The sequence below is a fragment of the Treponema sp. UBA6852 genome, assembly GCA_002449305.1.
Lineage (GTDB): Bacteria > Spirochaetota > Spirochaetia > Treponematales > Treponemataceae > Treponema_D.
Map to the genome: position 1 here is coordinate 1 of DKDI01000030.1, position 25,511 is coordinate 25,511.

Here is a 25,511-nt window from a genome sequence, read left to right on the forward strand (position 1 = left end):
GCGGCAGGCTTTTCGATTCTGTCGATTTTTATGTTGAGGAGAATCTCAATGAGATGCCTGCAGACTTCCGGATTGTCCTCAAGGACTTTGCAGAAGATGAAGTTGTCGGCGAGTGTGAGCCGCTCCCATTTTTGGGCTGGTGTAAGTTCATGTCTTTGCATTTTTCCTTCCTGTTTTTGTTGAAGTTTTCTATGATAACTATTTATTGCCGAAAAAATGCAAAAACTGCACGGTTTTGAAGAGTTTTTATGAACAGCAGGAGTTTGTTAAGGTTTTATGATTAAAAAAATAATCCCATGATTTTTCATGGGATTTATAAAAAGTAAAAATTTTCAATATTTACTTATACATTCCGTCTAAAAGTCTGTAAAGCATATTGATTTTTTCTTTTCTTGAAATATCAAGTTCTGAATCTTTTGTGTCGTCAATGAGTTTTTCAAGAGAAGCAAGGCTTTCATTAAGCGCAGTTGTAAATCCTCTTGAAACCTTGAACCAGTAAGTTCCGTTTCCGTCCGTGAACAGGCAGACAAATCCAAGTTCCTTTGAAGCTGATTTTGCAACTGTAATGCGCATCGCAAAGTCAATGTTTTTTATTAGCTGCTCAAGTCCGCCGTTTTCAAAGATGTTTATGTTCAGCTTGCGTGGCCATGACTTTTCATCAAGCGGATTCAAGTTGAGCGTTTTTGCAATCTTCATTATGACTTCCATTTTTTCGCCGGAAAGAAGCTTGAATCCGCCCTTCATAAGAATTATGCCTTTCATTCCTGCAATGTTGTTCAAAAGGCTTTCGTTTGTTTCCTTTGAAATTGCGCTTTTAAATTCGTTCCACGGAAGAAGCAGTGTCTTTTTGCCTTTGATTTTTTTGCATTCGAATGATTCTCCTCCGAACGAAACTGCGTTTTCGTCTTTTTTCTTGTCTTCTTTTTTCGCGCTTTTTTTGCTTTCCTGTTTTTCTTTTTTCTTTGAGTCTTTTGAGGCTTTTGAGGCTTGGGCTTTTTCTGCTCTGTCCTTTTCTTTTTCCGCGCGGATTTTGTTTAGCTTTTCTTCAAGTCCCGGACTTATCTGCTCAAGGATTTTTTTTGTTAGCGGCGAAACACTCATTGCGAACATTCTGCTTGTTCTAACAATTTCTCCGGCTACAATATAAATTGGATTCGCCTTGAACATCGAGGAGCCGGGATGGATTGAAATGTGGTCCTGCGTAAGGCTTCTGTAATTTTCTCTTCCTTCGCGCACACATACAAACTGAATCATTCCGCAACCAATGCAGCAAAGGTAGTCTTCCATGTTTCCGTTGCGCAAGACTGGAAGCTGAAGCTTTTGCGACACGATTTCTTCAAGCTGAATTTTTATGTTCTGGATTTCAGCCATTACGCGCTCGTCAAGGTAATTTTTTTTGCAGAACGCTTCCTTGTTTTTCATTTCTGAATAAGTCCTGAACATTTTTACGTAGGCAACAAAGTCTCCCTGCATGTCTCTAAATGAATGGTGTGCTTGCCGTGCATCCATTTCTTCTCCAACGGGAAGCACAAACGGAGACTGCGCGCTTAAGAATGAAGATGCAATCAAAACTTCTTCCATTACATTTGGATAACGCATTATGCTTTCTACAATTATTCGGCTTATGCGAGGCTCAAGCGGGAACTGAACCATGAGCTTTCCTATGCTGGAAAGGGAGCCGTCTTTTTCAAGCGCACCAAGCATATTCAATGTGTTCACAGCTCCAACAAGTCCTTCGTGTCCGGGAGGAGAAATAAAATCGAACTTTTCAAATTCTGTTATTCCAAGCTCCGCCATGCGCAGAACAACTTCACTCAAGTCTGTTCTGTAAATTTCTTCTGTTGTGTATTCCTGCCTGCTTTCAAAATCCTTGCGTGAATAAAGTCTGTAACAAGTTCCTTCGCAGGTGCGTCCGGCTCTTCCTCTTCTCTGGCTGCAGCTTGCTCGGCTTACTGGAGTTTCCACAAGACTTGAAGTAAATGTCTTTGGACTGTAGAAATTCAACTTTGCAAGCCCTGAATCGATTACAGTTGTAATTCCGTTTATTGTAATAGAGGTTTCAGCAATGTTTGTGCTAAGAACAACTTTCTTTTTTCCGAATGGAGCGTTGTCAAAAACCCGTTCCTGCTCTTCTTTTGGAAGCCTTCCGTAAAGCGGAACAATGTGGATTCTGTTTCTGAATGTGGAATTGTAAAGACGCTGCATACAGTCCTTGATTATTTTTTCGCCCGGAAGGAACACAAGAATGTCGCCTGTTTCCTTGTTGTCTAGCACACGGTCGATTGTCTTTTCTATTTTGCCAAGGATTGCTTCAACTCCGGCTTCTGTTGTTGTGGTCGGCTTGGATTCAGGCGGATCGTAAACCATCGCCACAGGAAATGTCTGTGTTTCAATATTTATGATAGGGCAGTTGCCAAAATATCTGCTGAAATTTTCTGCATTCATTGTGGCGGAACTTACTATTACTTTAAAGTCGTGGCGCACCGCAAGAATTCTTTTTAAAAGTCCAAGCGCAAAGTCTATGTTCAAGCTGCGTTCATGCGCTTCGTCCACCATGATAACAGAATACTTGCTCATGTAAGGATCTAGCTTCATTTCCTGCAAAAGAATTCCGTCTGTCATTATTTTTATTTTTGTTGTAGGATCGGTCTTGTCTTCAAAGCGTACTTTGTATCCAACAAGCCCTGGATATTTTGTCTTGAGCTGCTTTGCAATGAATTCGCTTACACTTAACGCCGCGATTCTTCTTGGCTGGGTTACGGCGATTGTTCCTGTCTGCGAATATCCGGCCTCGTGCAGTATAACTGGAAGCTGCGTGGTTTTTCCAGAGCCGGTCGGACTTTGTACTATTATAACCTGATTGTTTTTTAACGCTTCAAGGATTCTTTCTTTCTGCTCATATACAGGAAGGTTTTTGTAGTTTATTGACATCTAGTTTTTCCTTTTATTTGTTCCATAAGTCTTTTTCGTTCTGAAAGATACGGTTTCCATTTTGAAGTTTCTTCCAGTGTATTTAGAAATTCATCATTCAGCTTTTTTATGACGAAATATTTCTCATCTGTAATCAGCGTCGTAACAAGAACTGGATTCACCCAGGAAATTTTAGGTTTGCCACAATCTTTTTCAAATGCAACTTGCGAAATATAGCCGTCCCCGGTGTATTCTCTTCTGTTGGCCGGATTCGAAAATTCAGGATTTCTTCTTTGCCCGCTGATAGTGTTTCCCATTGCATAGAAAATAATTTTCCTAGGAACTCCATCGTAAGTTATAAGCTCCCAGTCTTTTGCAACGTGCGGATGGTTTATCCAAAGAACGTCAACGCCAGAATCAATAAGTGCATGATAAAATTTTTTTTGATTTTCAGCAATGGTCAGAACATATTCTTCTTCCGCACAGTGAAAACTTAGAATCAGCAAGTCGCATTCAGCCTTTTTCTGCTTTATAAGCTCAAGGAATTTCTCTCGCTCTTTTTTTGTGGGCTTAAGAAAATCAAAGTATTCCATATCGAGCCACTGGTTCGCAAGCTCTGTTACCGCGGCAAAAAGAATTTTCCATCCGTCTTTTTCAATCGGAATGAACTGTATTTGCTCTCCTTTGTTTTTTTTGATTCCGGCAAAATAAAGCTCCTTGTTCTGTGCGTTTAGCTGGTTCTGCTTTTTTTCAAAGTACTTTCTGGTTGACTCAAGCCCCGCTTTTCCAAAGTCATTGCAGTGGTTATTTACAAGGCTGAACACATTGAATCCAGCTTCTATTGCGGCGTCTGCATATTTTTCTTTTACACTGAACCTTGGATATGAAGAATATTCTTTTTTGTTGTCCACGGAAGTTTCAAGGTTCGCAAATGAAAAGTCAGCTTGCTTTACAATGTCTTCAATTTCCGTGTAAATGTCTTGGAAGTTTCCCCTTGTGTTTTCGGAATGCGCCATTATGTCGCCTGCAAAAGTAAGCAAAAGTTTTCCGTCCAGAAAGTTTTGAGATGTAACAAGTTCGTCTTCCTTTATTTCAAATTCATTTACTTTAGGCTCTTCTACTTTTGAGGATTCGCATGAAGCAAACAGCAGCCCCGCTAGAAAGATTGCGGTAATAAACACTCTTTTCATTGATAGAAATTATATAGTCAACCTCTGAAAATTGCAATTTTTATCGTTGTTATCAGTCTTGGATTATTAGGTTCAATTTAGTGTCATTATCGGGTTTGACCCGATAATCTTGTGTAAACATATTTTCTGTCTGGCTTTCAACTTCTTCTTCAATTGAATCTTCTAGCGCGCTGAAAAAATCTATGGATGTTCTTTCTTCAACTTCGTTTACGCAGACTTTGTACGAAAAAATGTCATGCTCGCTCTTTTCGTTTGGAATTATAAAGCCTATTGACTGCCAGTTTCCGCTCTTGTCTTTTGCAAGAAGGACTTTGTAAAAATATTCGGGGACACGGACTTTGCTTTGTCCTATGGATTTGTATTCCTCTGGCTGTTTTTCAAGGACCGGGCCTGTCGCTACAATCAGAAAGTCCAAGCTTTGCGCGTATTTTCTTACTTGGGCTTCAATCTCTTTCCAAATTCCCCTGTTGAACTGCGGAACTTGCGGTGTCATGTTGCTCATTAAAAAGCTTTCGTTTTCGCTCTGTTCGCTCCAAGCCATGTCTGCTGCCGGCGCAAGGTGTCCTCTGTCATATCCGCTTGCCTTGTAGTCTGAAAGTTTCGCGCTTCCTGTTGAAATATTCTTGTCTTCGGTGAATTTGTTTGTCCGCCGCGCATTTTTTATGAGCTTTTCCTGCGTGAGCGTGTAGCTTACCCATTCAGCGTCCTTGTAGCTGTTCCTAAAGCAAAGTGAAAACCCTGAATATCTGTGGACTTCGTGGTCGCCTGTGTTTTCGCCGCAAGAAGTGGCATGGCATAGCGGAATTTCTAGTTCTGATATTTCCTGCGAAAAAACAGCCGCTACAATCAAAATGTGCAAGGCTGCAAGAATTGTTTTATGCTTAAAGTTCATACAGAAAAGCTATTTTAGTTCTAAAAGCGTGTATGTCAACTGTTTTCAATAAGTAAACATTGTAAAAAACATAAATGACTGCACTTTCAGCGGAAAAACATAATTGGCTAGGGTTGCAATTTTCTTTGTATGCCATGCGGCAAAAAAAAACAGCAAATTACTCCAATTCTGCATTTTCGCTTCCGTTCCGGCATTTATTTACTTTGAATGTCGAATTTTCTTGTCATTGCCATTTTTATATTTTCCTGTCATTATCGAGCTTGACCCGATAATCTTGTAAAAATTTGCAACAGATTGCCGTGTCAAGCACGTCAATGACAAATAAGACAACTGTTTTTTTTGTGCAACTGATTGCGCACCTTGGTGAAAGTCTGTTTGACAGCTGGGGAAAATCATTTTAAAATCGCAGTATGAATATTTACGAATCTATTAATTCCCTTGCAGGCTATGGTCTTGCAACTGGTCTTATCAAAAAAGAAGATGTTGTTTATACAAAGAACCGTTTGCTTGAGCTTTTTGCTCTTGATGGATTTGAAAACGAGCAGCAGGCGGAATTTGTGCCTTCCGTGGAACTTTGCGAGCTTGAAAATATTCTAAAAAGCCTCTTGGACTATGCTGTGGAAAAAAAGTTCATAGAAGACAGCATTGTCTACCGCGACTTGTTCGACACAAAGATTATGTCCTGCCTTGTTGCACGTCCTTCAGAAGTTCAGGCGGAATTCAATTTGCTTTATAAAAAATCCGCAAAGGATGCGACCGACTGGTACTATAAATTCAGCCAGGACACAGACTATATCCGCCGCTACAGAGTTTGCAAGGACTTAAAATGGAAGGCAAGCACCGAATACGGCGACATCGACATTACAATCAATCTTTCAAAGCCTGAAAAAGACCCAAAGGCAATCGCTGCCGCACGCAATGCAAAGCAGGGTGGTTATCCAGCCTGTCTTTTGTGCAAGGAAAACGAAGGTTATGCAGGACGCGTAAACCATGCCGCGCGCCAGACCCACAGAATTATTCCTGTTGAGCTTAACGGAAGAATGTTCGGGCTTCAGTATTCGCCTTATGTTTACTACAACGAGCACTGCATTGTCTTTAGCTACGAGCATGAGCCAATGAAAATCTGCCCTCAAACTTTCCGCTATCTTTTTGACTTTGTAAAGCTTTTTCCGCACTACATAATCGGAAGCAATGCCGACTTGCCGATTGTTGGCGGCTCAATTCTTTCTCATAACCATTTTCAGGGCGGAAACTACGAGTTCCCTATGGCAAAAGCTCCTGTTGAAGAAAAATTCACAGTTGCGGGCTTTGATGACGTTGACTGCGGAATTGTAAAATGGCCTATGAGCGTAATCCGCTTGGACGGAAATGATTCTGAAAAAGTTTGTCTTCTTGCCGATAGAATTCTTGAAAAATGGAGAGCGTATTCAGACGAGGCCTCTTTTATTTTTGCTGAAACTGACGGTGAAAAGCACAATACAATCACGCCGATTGCCCGCATGAAAAACGGAAAATTCGAGCTTGATTTGGTTTTGCGCAACAATATAACTACAGCCGAACATCCGCTTGGTGTGTTCCATCCGCACGCAGAGCTTCACCACATAAAAAAGGAAAATATCGGGCTGATTGAAGTTATGGGACTTGCAGTTCTTCCGTCAAGGTTAAAAAAAGAACTTGCCGGCTTGGAAGATGTCATTTTGAGCGGAACAGACTTTAGCGCAGATGAAGTTCTTGGAAAGCATTACGACTGGGTAAAATCTTTTGTTCCAAAGTACAGCAGCATAACAAAAGGCAATGTTGGCAAAATTCTTCAGGATGAAGTTGGAATTGTATTTGCAAAAGTTCTTGAAGACGCCGGCGTTTACAAAAGAAATCCAGAAGGTAAAAAAGCATTTGAAAAATTTATAAAATCGTTGTAGTATGTGGAGATTCTAAAATAAGTTCATGTACGGAGACTAAAATGCCTGATTTGTATATTCCAGAAAATTACAAGCCTTTGCTTAGCGTAAAGGAAACTGAAAAAGCTATTGTTTTGCTGAAGGATTTTTTTCAGCTTGCGCTTTCCACGGAGCTTGGGCTTACAAGAGTTACAGCTCCTTTGTTTGTAAAATCAGGCACTGGAATAAACGATGATTTGAACGGAGTTGAGCGACCTGTAAAGTTCCCTGTGAAAGACATGGGAGATGCCCAAATGGAAATTGTTCATTCGCTTGCAAAATGGAAGCGTCTGAAAGTTTCTGAGCTTGGACTTGGCTGCGGATTTGGAATCTACACAGACATGAATGCTATCCGCGCGGACGAAACTTTGGACAATCTTCATTCGCTTTATGTTGACCAGTGGGACTGGGAAATGCACATCGATGAAAACGACAGAAATGTAATGTTCCTGCGCGAGTCTGTTGAGCGGATTTACAGAGTTCTTAAGCAGACTGAATTTTTTGTCTATGACAGATACGAAGAAATTACTCCTATTCTTCCGCCGAAAATTACTTTTGTATATTCAGATGATTTATACAGACTTTATCCAAAACTTACTCCAAAAGAGCGTGAAAACGAATTCTGCAAAAAACACGGAGCAATTTTTGTAATAGGAATTGGCGGAAAACTTCCGGATGGCTCAATCCATGACGGACGCGCTCCAGATTATGACGACTGGATTACAGAAAGTGGCGACGGACACACAGGACTTAACGGAGACCTTTTGGTCTGGAATCCTGTTTTGAATCAGGCAATGGAACTTTCTTCAATGGGAATAAGAGTTTCCAAGGAATCTTTGGTTGCCCAGCTAAAGGAACGAGGTTGTCCGGAACGTGCGGAACTTGATTTCCATAAAAAGCTTTTGAGCGGTTCTCTCGTGCAGACAATGGGCGGCGGAATCGGACAGTCGCGCTTGTGCATGTACTTTTTGCGCAAAGCCCATATCGGGGAAACTCAGGTCAGCATTTGGCCGGATTCCATGATAGATGAATGTGAGAAGCACGGAATTGCAATCCTCTAAGGCGTCTCTTTCTGTCTTTTCAATAAAAAAAATATTTGAAACTCTTTCGGAATTTCAAAGGCAAGGAATCACAGAACTTTCTGTTTCTGACAGTCAGTTTTCGCATGATAAAAACGGAATTCTTCGCCTTATAAGCCAGATAAAAAAGTTCTGCCCGGAGCTTTTTGTTTCAATTTTGGTTTCCCCTGAAATTCTTGACAAAACGCTTGTGCAGGAATTTGAAGAAATATATTGTTCCTTGGAAATTCCTTTTTACGGAACAGAAAAAAACGGCGCGCTTTTATTCGACAAGAAATTTTATTCGCAGAAGGCTCGGCTTTTAAATGAAGCGGGGCTTGTGTTTGGCTTTAACATGGACTGGGGAATGAAAACTGGCGACACTTTCAAAAATTTCCGCAGCCGCCTTGATTTTGCAGTTTCACTTTATCCAAACCACATTGATTTTCCGCAGATAGAAGAAAAGCCGTACCGCGAGCCAAAACCGACTGGAATTTATTCTTCTAAAGACCTTGATTTTTCCAGAGGAATGGCGTTTGCCTGCAAGACATTTTATTCAGCGGGAAGGGCAGTTCCTTGGTTTTTCAGTGTTATAAATGCGCTTAAAATAGAAGCCTCTTCATTTTTTTCTGACTTTGAGGAATTTCAGCTTTGCAGCAACTGCTCGTTTGAAACTGGGTTTGACCCGGAACTTGCAGGACACAAAGCGATTGAAAAACTTCAGCTTTTATTTTTAAAGCAAAAGTTTGAAGAAAAAAACAAAATGCATCTTTTTGCCGCTGTAAAAGATATTGTAAGATTAAACGGAGCTTTTAGCCGCCTTGCATGTGAAAATGAAGAAAGCGTTGTTGAAACTTCTTACAATCCAGACGACTTGCTTTCTCCTTGTTCAATGAATATTGCGGATTTTTGCGAAAATGTCACGATGGAAAGCTGCTCTTTAAAAGTTTTTGAGTCGGCGGAAGGTCCTGATTATAAAATCCTTTAGTGCAATCTTTAATTATAAAATCCCAAGGTGATTTAAAAGAATTTTTATTCCTATTAAAATTAAAATTATTCCGCCTGCAATTTCTGCCTTTTTTTCGTATTTGTTTCCGAATACGCTTCCAATTTTTACTCCGGCTGCGGAAAAACAGAATGTTATTGAGCAGATAAAAAGGCTTGCAAGGATTATTTCTTTCCAATTGTCAAGCAAAAGGCCGAATGTTATTCCGACTGCAAGCGCGTCTATGCTTGTGGCGACTGCCATTACAAACATTGTTTTTAAAGCAAATGAATTGTCAACTTTTTCACATTCGCTAGAGAATGATTCTCGGATCATGTTTGCGCCAATTACGGCTAAAAGAAGAAATGCAATCCAATGATCAAAGTTTTCTATATAATATTTAAATCTTGAGCCTAGAATCCAACCCAAAAACGGCATCAAAGCCTGAAATCCGCCGAACCAGGCACCGGCAATGCACATTTCTTTGGCTGAAATTTTTTTTGCTGCAAGTCCCTTGCAAATTGAAACTGCAAAGGCATCCATGCTTAATCCTACAGCCAAAATAAACAATTCCAATACAGACATGGCGGATATTATATTTGTGAAAGAAAGTTGTGTAAAGGTAATTTAATTTTTCAGTTGCCTTGTAAAAAAAACAAGCCCCAGCACCCGCTGGAGCTTGAAAAAGGAGTTCTTATGAAGAAAGTAAGAGGTCTCTTGTCTTTCAATAATAACAACATAAATCTCTTGTTTTGGTTACATTTATTTTGCAAAAAAATAATCAAAAAAAAATAACTTTTTCAGAAAAGCTGTCTTTACAAAAACAAAAAATGCCGCGGCAGGCGCGACATTTTTAAGCAAGAAGAATTTTTTTGCTTTACTTTCCGATTTTGTATCTTGCTGTTGTTACAACGTGTCCGTTGCTATACACATCGTACCATATTTCTTTCTTTGAATTTGTGTCTAAAGCCGCATAGAATTCTTCAAGGCTTGAAACCTTCTTGTCGTTTACAGCACAGATGATATCTCCTTCCTGAAGCCTTAATGCTGCGGCAGGGGATTTTTCAAACACTCTTGCAACAACTATGCCTTCAACTTTTTCTTTTTCAATATTGAGGCGTTTTCTTAAATCTGAAGTAAGCGGAGAAGCTACAAATCCAGGCCAGAGCTTTGTGTCGTTTGCAGAAACTTCTTCGTTGCGCTCATCAATCTTTACAGAAATTTCTTTTGTTGCTTTTCCGCGCAGAACTTTTATAGTTGTTGTTTTTCCTGCTGGAATGCCCCCGATTTCGCGGATAAGCTGGTCTACGGATTTTATATCGTGTCCGTTCAGCCCGATTATAAAGTCGCCTGGAAGAATTCCGCCTTTGTACGCAGGTCCGTCAAGGAATACTTGGCTTGCAAGTGCACCCTGCTGTTTTTTGTCTATTCCAAGCTGCTCTTTGTATTCATCTGTAGTTTCAACGAGGCTTATTCCGACCCAGCCGTAAGTTATTTTTCCTTTGTCAATGAACTGGTTTATTGATTCCTTTATATTGTTGATTGGAATTGAAAATCCAAGTCCCTGTGAGCCGCCGGAATTTGAAGCAATCCAGGTGTTTATACCGATTACTTCACCAAAAATATTTACAAGCGGACCGCCTGAATTTCCCTGGTTGATTGCCGCATCAGTCTGGATAAAGTCACTGATTGAGCCGATTTGTCCGCCGCTTCTGCCTGTTGCGCTTACAATTCCCTGTGTTACAGAAGCAAAATATCCAAGAGGACTTCCAAGTGCAAGAACAATGTCTCCCTGATGAATTGTGTTGCTGTCTCCAAGCTTTGCAATTGTAATTGACTTGTCGCTGCTTTCAAATGAAACAAGGGCAATGTCCATGCGTTCATCTTTTCCAACGAGTTTTCCTTCAAATTCGCGCTCATCGTTAAGCTTGACTTTTATTGAAGTGGCGTTTCCTACAACATGGTTGTTTGTAAGAACATAAACCGTGTTTCCTGTTCTTCTTACGATTACACCAGAGCCAAGCGCAGACTGCTCAAGCTCTTTTGTTCCGTCTCCTTCTTCTTCATCGCGTGGAAGACCAAAGAAAAATGGAAGATCCTTAAATGGGGAAAATGTTTTTACTTTTGTAGTTTCTTTTACATCAACTTCTACAACAGCCGGAAGCACTTGGGAAGTTATGGAACGGAATGAATCCTGCAAAGCCTGAGTAACTGCCAATGAGTCCTGCGGAATTTGCGCAGCTGGTGTTTCTGCAAAAGCAACGCTTGCTGAGCCTTTGTTCACTTTGCATGAAAGCGAAAATATTCCGGCTGCCATTACTGCGGCTCCGGCTATGTACGCAATCTTCTTCACTAAGTTTTTCATATTAAACTAAAACCTCCTGATTTTTGAAGTTTTCTATGCTAAAAATTTCTTTACTAAAATAATAAACAAATTTTGCAAAGAGTTACATAGTTTTCAAAAAAAATATTGTATTCAAATTGAAAAAAATCATATCATAAATTAAAATGTTCCTATGAATTTACAAGATTACAGGCTTAACGCTTATTCAGCTGGAGCCAGTCAGAATAAAAAACTTGTCCATAAGCCGGTTTTTGAAAATGTCAATTCAGCAATAGACAGAATTGAAAAGCAGAACAAAGAGAATGCGGAAAGGCAAAATATAGAGCAGGCAAAAATCGCGGCAAAAACTGGAACTTGGTTTGAAAAGAAAAAATCAGCGACATCAGATGATGTAAAAGACGCGGCAAAAAATCTTACGAGCGGCGGACTTGTAAAGATTCCGGCTTCTTCAACAGAAAAAGATAATATATATAGAAGAGTTGCAAAATTCCTTGTGATAGTTGGAATTGATGAGGCTGCGAAAATTCTTCCGCATTTGACAGAAGAGCAGACAGAAAAAATAATTCCAGAAATCGCTTCAATTCAAAAAATCACGCCGGAAGAGTCAGCTTCGATTCTTGAGGAATTTGAATCTCTTGTTGAAAAGGCTAGGGAAGAAGGCGGACTTGAGACTGCGCGGAATATTTTGACCAAGGCTTACGGTTCTGAAAAAGCTGAGGATATGCTCAAAAAATCTGTGAAGTATCCGGACGGAAAGCCTTTTGACTATCTTTCGGATGCGAATGCTGAGCGAATTAAAGTTTTGATTGATGGAGAATCTGATGCTGTAAAGTCGCTTGTTCTTTCGCAGATTGAGCCTAAAAAAGCTGCAAAAGTAATAAATTTAATGGACGTTGATGACAAAAAAAAGATTGTCCTGCGTCTTGCAAAAATGAAGCCTGTTGCTCCGGAAGTTCTTGCTGAAATTGACAAGAGCCTGCACGAAAAGCTTCTTACCCAAAACACAGAAAATTCGCAGAACATGGACGGACGCGGAGTGCTTGCCCAGATTTTAAAGAGAATGAATCCTTCTGCGGAAAATTCAATTATCAATACATTGAGCGAGCAGGATCCAGAGCTTGGCGAAGATTTGCGCAAACGGCTTTTTACAGAAGAAGATGTTATTGGTTCAGATGACAGATTTATTCAGAATTATCTTCATGACATGGAAGACCGCGACATTGCAATTTTGATTTATGGAAAGAATGATGCGTTTAGAGAAAAAATTCTTTCAAATGTTTCCAAGAACAGAAGACGCGTTGTTCTTGATGAAGAAAGCATGATTCATCATTTGACAAAATCCGACAGCGAAAAAATAACTTCATCGTTTTATTCCGTTCTTAGACGCGCTTGGGAAAACGGAGATTTGCGTGTTTTAGGAAGAGATGAAGGCGAGGTTTATGTATGAAAAAAAATGATGTTTACAAAGACTTTGAAGTTTTGGATGTTTTTAAAATTCCATATTACGATTCAGAAGGAATTTTTTTGCGGCATAAAAAATCCGGCTTGGAAGTTTTTCATATTCTGAACAACGATGAAGAAAATCTTTTTGCATTTGCCTTTAGAACTCCTTGCAAAGACAGCACTGGAGTTGCGCATATTATTGAGCACAGCGTTTTGTGCGGCTCAAAAAAGTTTCCGATAAAAGATCCGTTTCTTCAGCTTAGAAACCAGAGCATAAATACATATCTTAACGCTTACACCGCAAAAGACAGAACTGTTTTTCCTGCAAGCTCTCTTATAAAAACTGATTATTTTAATTTGATGTCTGTCTATGCGGACGCTGTTTTTTTTCCGATTTTAAATGTTGAAACTTTTTTGCAGGAAGGCTGGCGAATTGAAACTGACCAAAACGGAAATCCTGTAATTCAGGGAGTTGTCTTTAACGAGATGAAAGGAAACTATTCGTCTTTTAATTCTGTTGCGACCGACGCGGTTTTAAATGCTTCTGTTCTTGGCACTGGATATGAAAAAGATTCCGGCGGCGATCCTTTGGAAATTCCAACTTTGTCTTATGAGCAGTTTAAAGAGTTTCACAAAAAATATTACTGCGCGGCAAATTGTCTTGTGTTTTTATACGGAAACATTCCAACAGAAGAACAGCTGGATTTTCTTAACGAAAATGTAATTAAAAACATAAAATCTTTTGGCAAAAAATATTCATTTGATTCTGAAAATTCTTTTGTAAAAATGAAAAAACGGATTGACGCTTTTGGTCCTGCAGAGGATTCAAAAAACACAATGGCCTTGGTTTGGAAAATCGGAGATTCCGCGGAAAAGGAAAATCTTTTTTCACTTCCAATGGAAATAAGTTTTTTGTCTGAGCTTCTTTTGGGAAACGATTCTGCGCCAGTTATAAAACTTTTGCTGAATAAGTTTAAAGGCTGCGATATTGCGCCGCAAACAGGATGCAGCATAAGCTCAAGATTTTTTTCCATAGCAGTCGGCATGAACGGACTTAAGCCGGAAGAGGCTCAGGAATTTCAAAACTGCATTGATGATTCTATGAAGTTGCTTGCTGAAAATGGAATAAAAGAAGAAGACATTGAGCGCAGTTTTATGAGCTTTGATTTTTCAATAAGAGAAGTAAAAAGATCTCCGTCTCATGGTCCGTATTCCCTTGTTCTTCTTAAGCGTGTTTTGCGTTCCTGGACTTACGGAGCAGATCCAAAAGACGCGCTTGCTTTTATTGAATCTTTTGAGCAGATAAAGAAAAAAATAAAAGACGAGCCAGAATATTTAAAAAATCTTATACAGAAATTTTTTGTTGAAAATAAAAATAAAACTTTGGTAACAGTTTCGCCGTCTGAAAAATGGAGCCTTGATAGAGCCGAAAAAGAAAAAAAACTTGCATCTTGCCTTTATAAAAAAATCGGGAAAGAGAATGTTTTTCTTTTACTTGAAAAACTTCATGCTTTTCAATCCAGTGTGGAAAATGAAAATTTGATTCCTGCTGTTAATATTGAAGAGCTTGAAAATCCTGCTGAAAAAATTGAAACCCGAAAAACTTCGTGCGAAAAAATTCCTTTCTATATAAATCAAGAAGCCTGCAACGGAATTGTCTACGCTTCTGTTTCTTTTCCTATTGACCGCCTTGAGCCTGCGGACTACAAATTTCTTCCTTTGCTTTCTAGCTGCATTTCAGGGCTTGGAACAAAAAAAAGATCTTGGGAAGAAACAATTTCTTATTCCGACAGGATCATGGGAGATTTTGGAGCTTATATACGAAGCGCGAAAGTTCCAGAATATTCCAAAAAACTTGCCGCAGAAAATCCGCTTATAATTGGGCGTGAGTGGCTTGTTATTCATTTTAAGTTTATAGAAGAAAAATCCGCGCAAGCCTTTGACTTTGCAAGCGAAATTATTTCTTCAATTGATTTTTCAGACAAATCTAGGCTTAAGACAATTGTAAACGGCTTGTGCTCCAGTTTAAATGCGTCTGTTGTTCCTGGCGGACATTATTTTGCAATGCTTAGGTCCTGCAGGCTTTTAAACCGTTCGTGTGCTGTTCAAGAAATTAAGGACGGCCTTACTTCTGTTTTTGCGATAAATGAAATAAAAAAAATGAAACTTTCTGAAATTTCTGAAAGGCTTGAGACGATTTATAAAAAAATAATTTCAAGCGGTTCTCTTTTTCATGTAACAGCCGGAACTTCAGGAATTGCTGCGGCTAAAAAAGGATTTGCTTTTCTTGCAAAAAATCTTTGCCTTGAATTTCCAAAGCCAAAGAAAAAAAATTCCGACAAAGAATTTTTTAAGCAGACTGAACTTTCTGGAAAAATTTACTGCGAGAAAAATCCTTGTGTGGATGAAGTTTTTGTTGTGCCGGGAAACACAGGCTTTGCTTCTGCCGCTGTAAAAAGTTCTGGAGAAAAAGGAAAAGAAATCATGGCGGACACAGTTTTTTCACATCTGCTTGAAACTTCCGACTTGTGGAAGCAGATTAGAACTAGCGGCGGAGCATACGGTGTTTTTCTTTCTGTTCAAAGTTCAAGCGGCGCAACTTGCTTTGCCACATACCGCGACCCAAAGCCTTTTGATTCTCTTGAATATTTTGAAGAAAAGCTTCCGCTTCTTGAAAAAGATGAATTCTCTTTTGACGACATAAAAAAAGCCATTGCCGGAGTTTATTCAGACGAAATTGAGCCGTACACACCTGCTATGAGAGGCGGAACTGGACTTATGAGATGCCTTTATGGAATTTCTCTTTCTCTTGATAAAATCAGAATAAAAAATTTGCTGAACCTCAAAAAGAACGACATTGAAAAATCAGTCTGCCGTTACAAGGATGCTGTTTTATGCGGAAGAAAAGTTGCAATCTGTGGAAAAGACATGATTTCTGATAAAATTAAAAAAATAAGTGGAAAAATAATAAGAATTTCACTATAATAATAAAATATTATCTGCTTTAAAAATGAAGGAAAAAAATGACCAACAAAAACGTAGAAGAATTAACAAGATTGATGAGACAACTTGTTTCTGATGTTCAGGGCGCGCCTTTCCCTAGCGAAAAAATTGAACCGGAGCTTTACTCAATTTGGTATGAGCACGTTCAGCGCGGCGCGCAAAACTGCTTTGAATTCTTGGAGCAGCACTTTCCGCTAGACAATTCTGAATTCAAAGATTCTCTAAAGAAAATATTTAAATAAACACTGCTTCCTGCCGAAAATAAACCTAAGGCAATCTTTGTAAAATATTTATTTAAGTTTGCTAGAAAATGCCGTGCTTTTTTTAGTGCTGGCTGTGTCTTGTTTTTGGTGGGAAGATATATGGCTGCAAAAAAAATTTGCCGTAATGAAAAACTGCAATTAAAAGGTTCCCTTAGAAAAAATGGTTTTGACCGCTGGAGGCTTGTTACAAACGCTGTAAGTTCAGTTTCCGGCGAAGAAAAAACTTTCTTCATTGAATTTTACGCTGTGAACCCCGCCTTGTCTCCCAAAGAATGCGTGCTTGGATTTAAAAACCGTTTTAACAAGTCTACAGAAGATTTTCAGTACGTTTTGGCAGGCTCTGAAACTGCAAAGAATTTCACTTCTCAAACTTATGTTTCACCTTCATTTTTTATGATAAAAGCTGGAGTTCTTTCTTTAAGCACAAGCCAGATGAATTCTTATTTTCCGTCCGAAATCTTATCTGCAAAAAAAAGCGAATATATAATTTCAGCCAAGCAGGAAGAATTGCCAGCCTGCATTTTGGCGCATGACTATACTTCGGGCGCAATAAAAGTTACAGACGAAGATTTGCGTGCGCATCCGGAATATATGGGAAGTTCTGGCACTATGTCTTGGAATTTAAAGTTTTCACGGAGCATTTCGTTTTCTTCAGACTACAGAACAAAAGACATAAACTGGGCTGTTCTTGGCGGCAAGACTGATTTTTCCGGCACAATAATTTTCAACAATGAAGAGTACAATGTGAATCCGCGGAATTCTTTTGGATATTATGATAAAAACTGGGGCAGGGATTTTTCTTCTCCGTATTTCCATTTAAGCTCTTCGAATTTTACAAGTGAAATTTCTGGGCGGCTTTTGGACGCTTCTGTTTTTGCGGTTCAGGGCGAATACAAGAATAAAGTTTCAGTGCTTGTTTCAATTGAAGGAAAAAATATTGAATTTCATGCAAACAAGCTGAAAAAAAATCAGATAAGCTATGACTGCCAGGAAATGAATGGAACAGAAGATGAAGGCTTAAAGCTGCATTGGTCTGTTAGCGTTCACGACAGGCGTTATGTAATTGACATTGATATTTTCTGCAACACAAAGGAAATGTCTCTGCGCGATTTTGAAAGTCCTGCTGGCGGAAGGAAGGTTATGCGGATTCTTGCAAGCGGCTCTGGAACTGGAAAATTCAAGCTGTATAAAAAAATGAAGAAAAATCTTGAGCTTTTGGAACAGGCTGACATCTCCAAGTGCATCTGCGAATACGGCAATCTTGAAACCGCAGAAAAATAATCCTTAAAAAAATTTGCTTTTTAGTTCGGAAATTTGTATATTCCTTTTTAGAGGAAATTTATGAACTACGAACAGATGACATTAAAAATGCAAGATGCGCTGCAAAGCGCAAGCAGCTTGGCCCAGCAAAGAGACCACAGCGAAATAGGCAATGAGCATCTTTTGTATGCCATGCTTAATCAAAAAGACGGAATGATTCCTCCGTTAGTTGAACGGATTGGACTTCAGCCTTCTTCTTTGCAAACAAATCTTGAAAACTTATTGGACAAATATCCTGTTGTGAAAGGCCAGACGCAAATGTCTTTGTCTTCAAGTGCGCAGAAAGTTCTTGCCAAGGCAGAAAAGGAAATGGCTTCTTTAAAAGACCAGTTTCTTTCTACTGAGCACGTTTTTCTTGCGATGATTCAGGCAGACGACAATGTTGGCGAGCTTTTGAGAAAATCAGGCTGCGACAGGAATACAGTTCTTGAAGCCCTGAAGTCCGTTCGCGGAAACCAAAGTGTTGATTCCCAGGATCCGGAAAGCAAGATGCGTTCTTTGGAAAAATACTGCACGGATTTAACTGCGCGCGCCCGTCAGGACAAGATTGACCCGGTTATCGGCCGTGATGAAGAAATCCGCCGGGTAATGCAGGTTTTGTGCCGCCGAACAAAGAACAATCCGGTTCTGATTGGTGAGCCTGGCGTTGGTAAGACTGCGATTGTTGAAGGTCTTGCACGCCGAATTGCAAGCGGAGATGTGCCTGAAAGTCTTAAAAACAAGCGTCTTCTTTCCCTTGATATGGGAAGCCTTGTTGCCGGTGCAAAGTTCCGCGGTGAATTTGAAGAGAGGCTAAAAGCTGTAATCACTGAAGTTACAAAGTCTGAAGGACAGATAATTTTGTTCATCGATGAGCTTCACACGATTGTTGGGGCTGGCGCAAGCGAAGGTTCAATGGACGCTTCAAACTTGCTAAAGCCAGCGTTGAGCCGTGGGGAAATTCACGTTATTGGTGCTACAACTCTTGACGAATACCGCAAGTACATTGAAAAAGACGCGGCCCTTGAGCGACGTTTTCAACAAGTTTATTGCGCTGAGCCGACTGTTGAGGACACAATCGCTATTTTGCGCGGACTCCGCGACAAGTACGAAATTCATCACGGAGTTAGAATCAACGATGAGGCTTTGGTAAGCGCGGCAGTTCTTTCAAACCGCTACATCACAAACCGCTTTTTGCCAGACAAGGCGATTGACTTGGTTGATGAAGCCGCAAGCCGTTTAAAGATGGAAATTGAAAGCCAGCCTACCGAGCTTGACCAGATTGAGCGAAAACTTTTGCAGCTTCAGATTGAAAAGCAGTCTTTGAGCAAGGAAGACGACAACGCTTCAAAAGAGCGTCTTGAAAAACTTGAAAAAGAACTTTCAGAGCTGACTTCAAAACGCGATGCCATGAAACTTCAGTGGCAGAACGAAAAAAACAGCATCGACAAGAGTCGCAAGATAAAAGAAGAGCTTGAAGAGGCTCGCTTTAACGAAGAGAAATATACACGTGAAGGCAACCTTGCAAAAGCCGCTGAATTAAAGTACAGCACAATTCCTTCATTGGAAAAGCAGCTTGCAGAGGCTGTTGCCCACGACAAGGAAGTTGAGGCGAACCCAGAGCGCGAGTCCCTTTTGCGGCAGGAAGTTACAGAAGAAGACATTGCGCGTGTTGTAAGCAACTGGACAGGAATTCCTGTTGCAAAAATGCTTTCTAGCGAAAAGCAAAAATATTTGCAGCTTGAGGAAGTTCTTCACAAGCGTGTTATTGGGCAGAACGAAGCCGTGCAGGTTGTAAGCGATGCAATTCGCCGTAACCGTTCCGGCTTGAGCGACCCGAACCGTCCGCTTGGCAGCTTCCTGTTCATAGGACCGACTGGTGTTGGTAAAACAGAGCTTGCAAAAACTCTTGCAGACTTCTTGTTCAACGATGAAAAGTCGCTTACCCGAATCGATATGTCTGAGTATATGGAAAAATTCAGCGTGAGCCGTTTGATTGGCGCGCCTCCGGGATACGTTGGCTACGATGAAGGCGGTCAGCTTACAGAAGCAGTCCGCCGCAGACCTTACAGTGTAGTTTTGTTCGATGAAGTTGAAAAAGCGCATCCTGATGTTTTCAATGTTCTTCTTCAGGTTCTTGATGACGGAAGATTAACAGACGGACAGGGCAGAGTTGTGGACTTTAAGAACACAATTATCATTATGACGAGCAACTTGGGAAGCGAGCTGATTCTTGATGCTGACACAGACGAGAAGATGAAAGAGGCAAGAACTCAGATTGACGGTTTGCTTAAAACGCATTTCCGCCCGGAATTCTTGAACCGAATCGACGAAATTGTAATGTTCGGCCGTCTTGACAAGAGCTGTATTGGCGGAATCGTTAAGATTCAGCTTGAGCGTGTTGCAAAACGCCTTGAAGACAGAAGAATTGCAATTAAGTTTGACGATTCTGCTGTGGACTTCATTGCAGAAAAAGGCTATGACCCTGCGTTTGGTGCCCGCCCTGTAAAGCGTGCGGTTCAGACTTGGGTAGAAAATCCGCTTTCAAAGGAACTGCTTGAAGGAAAGTTCGCCGAAGGCTGCACGATAAATGTTTCGAGCAACGGACGTGAGCTTGTGTTTAAGTAATTTGTAGCGATGTTATGAAAAAGCAGTGTTGGAAATTCCAACACTGCTTTTTTTATCACTTTCATTTAAGCCGAAACCACCGAAATTGGATTCTTGCTTATAGAGGTTTTTAATGTGCTGCTTGTCCTTGAACCCCAGCTGCTTGCAGTTCGCACTACAATAAACCATTTTGATTCTGCTTTTGCAATATCCGGCAAGAAAAATGACAAATCTTTTGGAAAATTTCTGAAAAGTTTTGAAACTTTATTCCAGTTTTCTTCGTTTTCATCGATTTTGCCAGATTCAAGAACAGGCGCAAAGAATATGCCTGTCTCGTCATTGCTTCCTGCAATTTTTAACCTTTCTCCAGAAATTCTCATTCCGCCTCCTTCTGTTATTTCAAACCCAGTTTTGTTAGTTGAAAGATCTGTGAAGGTTGCTATAGAAGGAGAGGTTTCAGCTTTTTCAAGAGAATCAATTTCAATATCGGAAACAGAGAACTTTGCGGTTTTTGAGGGAGTAAACCCGACACCGAATGCAGGAACATCTTCTGCCGTTGGATTTTCTGATTCAATGCTGCCTTTGGAAGTAAGATATAAAGTTCCAAGATCGAACAGATTCAAGCCTTCTCCATTTTGCAGTTTTTCAAGCATTGCTATCTTGAATTCTGTTGCTACAGTTCTTATGATATTTTCAGAAATCAATGGATTGTTCTTGTGAACTGCTGCAATTATGTTTTCAAGGGTTGCAGTGTTGCGGTTTACTGTGGCGAATTGTTTTTCGCCGTCGATTATGTGTCTTTTTCTTACCGTTACATTTACTGTTTTTGTAGAGCCAGTGTGCTCTGTAATAAGTTCTGCCATAGGGGCATTACCTCTTATTATAAAATTTTCTTGACTCGGACAGTCTTTTCACGGTAATATTAGTAACACTATTAGCCATACCGTGAGTATGTTCTAGTCGCCGTTTTTCAGTACCAGTGAAAAGCGGCTATTTTTTTGCGGAAAGTTCCGAAGTTTCCGCGCTAGTCTTAAATTGCCTCCAAATTTATCATTTTTTCTATATTAATTATTAATGTTAATATCCTTCTGCTATCCATCTGTCTCGCTCTGCCTGCACTTCATATTCGTTTTGCAGGTCTAATTTTCGCATCTTTGGACAGATGGAATCGATAAATTTTTTGAAAGTAAATTTTACAAGATATTCGTCAAATTCTTTTTCTTCATTTGAACGTAAAAAATTTGGATAGCTTTTTAGCGTCTTGAATCGGATTTCTGCCGCCTTTGCAGATGTCCCAAAGACTTTTTGAATTTCTTTTGCATCCATCTTTTTGCCGCGTTTTTCAAGCTCTTTTATTACTGGCTCTGGCATAAGCATTTCTGCGGCAAAGAAATTTGCCTCAACTTCTTGCTTATTATAAAGCTCTGTATTTTTTTCGCCTGCGTTTAAATCATGATTGCTTTCATAATGGAAAAGCTCGTGAAGTATTGAGAACTTTGAATGTGTGGACGGCTTTGTTTCATTATAAAAAATTGTGTAGCATCCATTTTGCTCATAAAGTTCTGCTGATTCGCTTTTAAAATATATCCGTAGAAAGCCATGTTTTTCTGCCCAGTTAAACGAATGAAGTTCCAAGTCTGAAAAATCTTCAATGATTTTCGCAGTTTTCAGCGGAAATGTTGTTCCAAGTGGCAATTTTACAAGCTTTTCGTGGGCAGCAATATAAGATTTCTTAAAGTCAGGTTTATAAGTCGCCATGTTCCTCCTTTTCATCTTCTTCCCAGATTTTGCCAAACAGCAGTTTCATTGCGGCATCAGCTTTGTCAAGGTCAGAATCATTTAGTTTTTTCAGGTTTCGCTGAATAGAATTTAATTTCATGTTTGTTTCCTTAAAATTGAAGTTTCCTAAAAGCTCGTCAGTTGAAACTTCAAAAAACTTTGCGAGCTTCAACAGTGCATCCTGCCGTGGAACAGTGCCGTTGTTTTCCCACATATTAACACGGCTTTTTGTTACTCCGACAGCATTTGCAAGCTGCTCCATTGTAAGATTTTTTCCCTCCCTTAACTTTCTTACTTTTTCTTTGAAAAAAGTGTTACCCATTAACTTTTCACCCTTGCACTTTATATGTGCCTTTTAATAAAAAAACTCTGTATTCCTTTGTAAAAATTCTTTTGTATTTGTACAATTAAAAAGAACTTTTGATATGATAAATATAACTCTAGAAAACCACTTTGTCAAGCATTTTAAATGTTTTTGTGCAAAATGATTGTACTTTTGGATTGTTTTTAAATCCGTGCCGCGGACATGTACAAGTCCGTGTTGCGGATATGGCTACGTCCGTGCCACGGATATGTATGTGTCCGCTATGCGGATATGTGAATGTCCGCGCCACGGACTAAAATGGAGCTTATTCGTGCTTAATTATAGTAAGAAAATTAAAAATACAATTGCTTTTTGAAAATGACTATGTTAAATTTATTTTAGATAGTTTTAGGAGGATTTTTTTATGGTTGTTAGTATGACTATTCAGAATGCTGATAATGCGCTTCTTTCTGCCATTAAGAGTGTGTGCAAACTGCATCCTGCGGCTAAGGTTTCCATAAAAAAGCAAAATTCTCTTGCTGATGAATTAAAGGCTGAGCAGGCTGAAGTCCTTGCGGAATATGAGAAAGGCACATTGAAAGCTTTTTCTTCCATGGATGAATATGAGGCCGCTCATGGTCTATAGAATCGCCACGACAAAACGTTTTGACAAAGACTACGCAAAATTATCGCCAGCAGACAGAGAACTTGCAAAAAATGTAATCAACCGACTTGCAAATGACGAAATCTTGGAGCAAAAATATAAAGATCATCCGTTGAAAGGCGAGTATGCCGGTTTTAGGGACTGCCATGTAAAGCCTGACCTTGTGCTGATTTACAGCAAAAATAAAGATGCGTTAATTCTTACGGCTTTCAGAATAAATTCTCACAGCGAGTTGTTTTGATAAATTGCGTAAATGATAAAAAGCTAGTTGTAATCGATTATTTTTCAGATAAAATATAAATAAGTAGCTCAAGTTTTTTTATTACAGGAACATCTCATTTGATATTTTTGCATACAGATGCAAAAATATCAAGCAGAAAAACAGGACAGACTCTTCCGTGTTCTAAAACCGAAACTTCAATGTTGTCTTCTATAATGTAGTTTGATATAAATTGCTAGTTCTTATTCAAAAGGAAGTCTGCAATATTTATAATACTGATTCCTATTTCGCAAAATCAATAATTTTTTAATTTTGCGAAATAGAAGTTATTTTATAACATCATATTCCAATTGTTTTTTATCTATTCGCTATTGTGTATTGCTATTTCGTTTTTCATTTCCCCGAACAACTCCTTCAGATTATCTGCTATTTTAGCTTCAAGAGCGCAGTCTTTTTTTGCTCAGGGTTTTAAGCTCTGTGTTAATCTCCAGCATTTCGTCTTTATCAATTCTGCAATGATTCTGCTGTCTGGTGTATAAGATTTTTTATGGTTTTTTGTATGTTCTGCGGAATCGAATCTAAATCTGTTAAAATTGACTTTGTCTCCGGATTAATCTGAATAAACGCTGGCGATTTTGATTTTTCATCCTTTCCTGTAACCAGATATTCAACCGAAACATTCAGAGCCCGCGCGATTTTTACCGCAATGTCGGCAGGGGGAATCACCTGTCGTGCGCTCAGGTAACAGTCCAGAGTTGGCTTTGGAATTCCGGTCGCAACGGCAAGCTCCTTGACCTTCATGTCCTGATAATCAAGCTCTTCCCTCAGATTTTCCCTAAAAGTTTTTGGCATAGTCTTATATTAATAACATTTCATAAATTATCTCTTGTTAATAATGATAAATCATAATATAATCATAAATTAATAATGAGATGTCATAAATCAAGTTATGTAATTCTCATTATTATTCTTGATTTGGAGAAGATTTTGACCCGACACGCCATTCTCTGCGGCTCTGCACCAGACGGATTCACGCAGAAAAAAATAAACGAAATGCACGGTTTTCTCACAAGCGAAGCAGGCGGCTCTTGGGCGGAAAAAGAAATTATGATTTTCCCGAACGGTGTTACAGAGGCGATGCTTTCTTTTGTGCTTGAACGGCTCAAGGCGGACAAAACTGAACAAATTCTTCTATATATGCACTCTGTCTCCGGTTTCAGAGAGCGAGAAATCCGTGTGGCTTGGCGACGAGGAAGTGCGGAAAAGTGTTATAGAGACGTTCTGTGCGGATGGTCGCGGTCAGGTGATTTACGACTCGGACAGGGAATTTGTGAGCGATGAAGAGATAGAGCAGGAAGAAGAGGGGCTTGAAAGAAAAGTAACTTCACTTTCATTTGCGAAGGTTGGAGAGTGATATGAAAAACTATCTCTTTGAGGAAATTCCGCTCGCAGTTCCTTCTGACCTTGCGGAGATGAAGTCTGTTTTCTCCTAGATGCTCGATGGTTCCGGGCAGTCTGTAATCTCGTTTATAAATCCTGAAATCTTTTTGGCTCAAGAAAAAAATCCGCTTCTTCACGAATATTTCAAGAGCGCGAAGTACAACTTTATAGACGGAATAAATCTTCTGTACGCAATCAACAAAAAGCTCGGCACTTCGTATTCCGCCTCCGATCGCTATCCGGGAACAGATTTTTTCAGCTATCTTCCTGACGGCAGAAAAGTGGGCGTCTATCTTTACGGCTCGAAAATCGAAAACCTTGAGGACGCAAAGCTCTGCATCGAAAGCGCGCATCCGAACGTAAAGATAATCGAATGGACGTTCGGCTACACAAAATTTGACGGCGACTATCTGATTGAAAAAATAAACGCCGCAAAACCCGACATCCTGATTGTATGCAAAGGCTGTCCGCTTCAGGAAAAATGGATTTGGGAAAACAGGCAAAGGCTGAACGCAAAGATAATCTTCGGAAACGGTGGCGCGGTCGATTTTTGGAGCGGAAACACAAAGCGCGCGCCTGAGTTCATGATTCGCCTCGGACTCGAATGGCTTTTCCGCCTATTCGCAAGTTTCTCGTTCAAGCGCGTGGCAAGACAGATGAAGCTGGTGAAATTTTTGGTGAAGTATAGGCGCAGAAAATATGATGTGAGGGAAGCGGTTTAAATGTCCAACTCTTCCCGCATAGCAAAAAACACGCTTGCCTTGTACTTCCGCCAGATTCTCATAATGCTCGTGTCTCTGTACACGGTGCGCGTCGTTCTGAATACGCTCGGCGCGGAAGACTACGGAATCTACAATGTTGTTGCAGGCGTGGTCACGATGTTCGGTTTTTTGAGCGGCGCGATGGCGACTGCAAGCCAGCGTTTCTTCTCGTTTGAGATGGGGAGGAAAAACGAAGCCGGACTTCCGCATATATTTTCCGTAATTCTTACAATCTACGCATTTCTTTCCGCTGTGATTGTCATTTTTGCGGAAACTCTGGGGCTTTGGTTTGTATGCAATAAGCTTGTGATTCCGCTGGAGCGCTTGGCTGCCGCAAAATGGATTTATCAGTGTGCGGTCATATCATTTCTGTTCACCCTTATGACTACGCCGTACATGAGCGCGATAATCG

21 protein-coding genes and 1 pseudogene are annotated in these 25,511 nt (G+C 39.9%); 13 read left to right on the plus strand and 9 right to left on the minus strand.

All coding sequences use genetic code 11. The features are described from left to right. Positions 1-339: 339 nt before the first annotated feature. From B3209_RS05865 to B3209_RS05875, 3 genes are read right to left on the minus strand one after another with little or no spacing between them, the layout of a single operon-like run. The gene (locus B3209_RS05865) at positions 340-2,931 is read right to left on the minus strand and encodes a helicase-related protein (RefSeq protein WP_296690151.1); all 2,592 of its coding nucleotides are present in this window, start codon (positions 2,929-2,931) and stop codon (positions 340-342) included. Continuing rightward, positions 2,922-4,100 (minus strand): CapA family protein, encoded by a 1,179-nt coding sequence (locus B3209_RS05870; RefSeq protein ID WP_296663164.1) that lies wholly within the window; start codon positions 4,098-4,100, stop codon positions 2,922-2,924. Before B3209_RS05870 ends, B3209_RS05865 begins: the two co-directional genes overlap by 10 nt. Before the next feature lie 52 nt (positions 4,101-4,152). Beyond that, positions 4,153-4,992, minus strand: coding sequence for a DNA/RNA non-specific endonuclease (locus tag B3209_RS05875; protein WP_296663161.1), 840 nt, complete (start codon positions 4,990-4,992; stop codon positions 4,153-4,155). A gap of 410 nt (positions 4,993-5,402) precedes the next feature. Here B3209_RS05875 and galT point away from each other — a divergent pair, with 410 nt between their 5' ends. The 3 genes from galT to B3209_RS05890 are packed head-to-tail and all read left to right on the plus strand — an operon-like array spanning position 5,403 to position 8,975. Then, on the plus strand, positions 5,403-6,911 hold the full coding sequence (galT, locus tag B3209_RS05880; RefSeq protein WP_296663158.1) for a UDP-glucose--hexose-1-phosphate uridylyltransferase: 1,509 nt from the start codon (positions 5,403-5,405) through the stop codon (positions 6,909-6,911). A 41-nt stretch (positions 6,912-6,952) separates the two neighbouring features. Continuing rightward, positions 6,953-7,990, plus strand: coding sequence for an aspartate--ammonia ligase (asnA, locus tag B3209_RS05885; RefSeq protein ID WP_295797512.1), 1,038 nt, complete (start codon positions 6,953-6,955; stop codon positions 7,988-7,990). Further along, on the plus strand, positions 7,977-8,975 hold the full coding sequence (locus B3209_RS05890; protein ID WP_296663155.1) for a hypothetical protein: 999 nt from the start codon (positions 7,977-7,979) through the stop codon (positions 8,973-8,975). The genes asnA and B3209_RS05890 overlap by 14 nt, the downstream gene beginning before the upstream one ends. Before the next feature lie 12 nt (positions 8,976-8,987). On the opposite strand, the gene B3209_RS05895 is transcribed toward B3209_RS05890, so the two are convergent. Next, positions 8,988-9,557, minus strand: coding sequence for a manganese efflux pump MntP family protein (locus B3209_RS05895; RefSeq protein ID WP_296663153.1), 570 nt, complete (start codon positions 9,555-9,557; stop codon positions 8,988-8,990). 292 nt (positions 9,558-9,849) lie between these two features. Then, the gene (locus B3209_RS05900) at positions 9,850-11,337 is read right to left on the minus strand and encodes a Do family serine endopeptidase (RefSeq protein ID WP_296663150.1); all 1,488 of its coding nucleotides are present in this window, start codon (positions 11,335-11,337) and stop codon (positions 9,850-9,852) included. 151 nt (positions 11,338-11,488) lie between these two features. Here B3209_RS05900 and B3209_RS05905 point away from each other — a divergent pair, with 151 nt between their 5' ends. From B3209_RS05905 to clpB, 5 genes are all read left to right on the plus strand, one after another. Then, positions 11,489-12,763, plus strand: a complete 1,275-nt coding sequence (locus B3209_RS05905; RefSeq protein ID WP_296663148.1) for a flagellar motor switch protein FliG — start codon at positions 11,489-11,491, stop codon at positions 12,761-12,763. Then, a complete protein-coding gene (locus B3209_RS05910; protein WP_296690153.1) occupies positions 12,760-15,744 on the plus strand; it encodes an insulinase family protein in 2,985 nt (994 codons plus the stop codon). Before B3209_RS05905 ends, B3209_RS05910 begins: the two co-directional genes overlap by 4 nt. 38 nt (positions 15,745-15,782) lie before the next feature. After that, positions 15,783-16,004, plus strand: coding sequence for a hypothetical protein (locus B3209_RS05915; protein WP_295797493.1), 222 nt, complete (start codon positions 15,783-15,785; stop codon positions 16,002-16,004). A gap of 120 nt (positions 16,005-16,124) precedes the next feature. After that, entirely contained in the window at positions 16,125-17,306 is a 1,182-nt protein-coding gene (locus B3209_RS05920; protein WP_296663141.1) for a hypothetical protein, read from the plus strand. Positions 17,307-17,366: 60 nt separating this feature from the next. Further along, positions 17,367-19,952, plus strand: coding sequence for an ATP-dependent chaperone ClpB (gene clpB, locus B3209_RS05925; RefSeq protein ID WP_296690154.1), 2,586 nt, complete (start codon positions 17,367-17,369; stop codon positions 19,950-19,952). 65 nt (positions 19,953-20,017) lie between these two features. Here the strand turns inward: clpB and B3209_RS05930 are convergent, their stop codons facing one another. The 3 genes from B3209_RS05930 to B3209_RS05940 all read right to left on the minus strand — a co-directional run bounded on the left by B3209_RS05930 (position 20,018) and on the right by B3209_RS05940 (position 22,032). Next, positions 20,018-20,794 (minus strand): DUF4469 domain-containing protein, encoded by a 777-nt coding sequence (locus tag B3209_RS05930; protein ID WP_296662530.1) that lies wholly within the window; start codon positions 20,792-20,794, stop codon positions 20,018-20,020. A 214-nt stretch (positions 20,795-21,008) separates the two neighbouring features. Continuing rightward, on the minus strand, positions 21,009-21,689 hold the full coding sequence (locus B3209_RS05935) for an ImmA/IrrE family metallo-endopeptidase (RefSeq protein ID WP_296662528.1): 681 nt from the start codon (positions 21,687-21,689) through the stop codon (positions 21,009-21,011). Beyond that, positions 21,676-22,032 (minus strand): helix-turn-helix domain-containing protein, encoded by a 357-nt coding sequence (locus tag B3209_RS05940; protein WP_296091446.1) that lies wholly within the window; start codon positions 22,030-22,032, stop codon positions 21,676-21,678. Before B3209_RS05940 ends, B3209_RS05935 begins: the two co-directional genes overlap by 14 nt. Before the next feature lie 406 nt (positions 22,033-22,438). Between B3209_RS05940 and B3209_RS05945 the strand changes: the two genes are divergently transcribed. Further along, the gene (locus B3209_RS05945) at positions 22,439-22,660 is read left to right on the plus strand and encodes a hypothetical protein (protein WP_296662527.1); all 222 of its coding nucleotides are present in this window, start codon (positions 22,439-22,441) and stop codon (positions 22,658-22,660) included. Continuing rightward, a complete protein-coding gene (locus B3209_RS05950; protein WP_296662525.1) occupies positions 22,650-22,919 on the plus strand; it encodes a type II toxin-antitoxin system YafQ family toxin in 270 nt (89 codons plus the stop codon). The genes B3209_RS05945 and B3209_RS05950 overlap by 11 nt, the downstream gene beginning before the upstream one ends. 483 nt (positions 22,920-23,402) lie before the next feature. Here the strand turns inward: B3209_RS05950 and B3209_RS05955 are convergent, their stop codons facing one another. Continuing rightward, positions 23,403-23,750 carry a helix-turn-helix domain-containing protein gene (locus B3209_RS05955; RefSeq protein WP_296690157.1) on the minus strand — a complete coding sequence of 116 codons (348 nt, stop codon included), beginning with the start codon at positions 23,748-23,750 and terminating at the stop codon, positions 23,403-23,405. A 123-nt stretch (positions 23,751-23,873) separates the two neighbouring features. Here B3209_RS05955 and B3209_RS05960 point away from each other — a divergent pair, with 123 nt between their 5' ends. The 3 genes and pseudogenes from B3209_RS05960 to B3209_RS05970 form a co-directional block, all read left to right on the plus strand. Further along, positions 23,874-24,239 (plus strand): hypothetical protein, encoded by a 366-nt coding sequence (locus tag B3209_RS05960; RefSeq protein WP_296690159.1) that lies wholly within the window; start codon positions 23,874-23,876, stop codon positions 24,237-24,239. A 152-nt stretch (positions 24,240-24,391) separates the two neighbouring features. Further along, positions 24,392-25,060 carry a WecB/TagA/CpsF family glycosyltransferase gene (locus B3209_RS05965; RefSeq protein ID WP_296690161.1) on the plus strand — a complete coding sequence of 223 codons (669 nt, stop codon included), beginning with the start codon at positions 24,392-24,394 and terminating at the stop codon, positions 25,058-25,060. Next, a pseudogene (locus B3209_RS05970) lies at positions 25,061-25,511 on the plus strand (lipopolysaccharide biosynthesis protein); the annotation flags it as partial. It lies immediately after the preceding gene.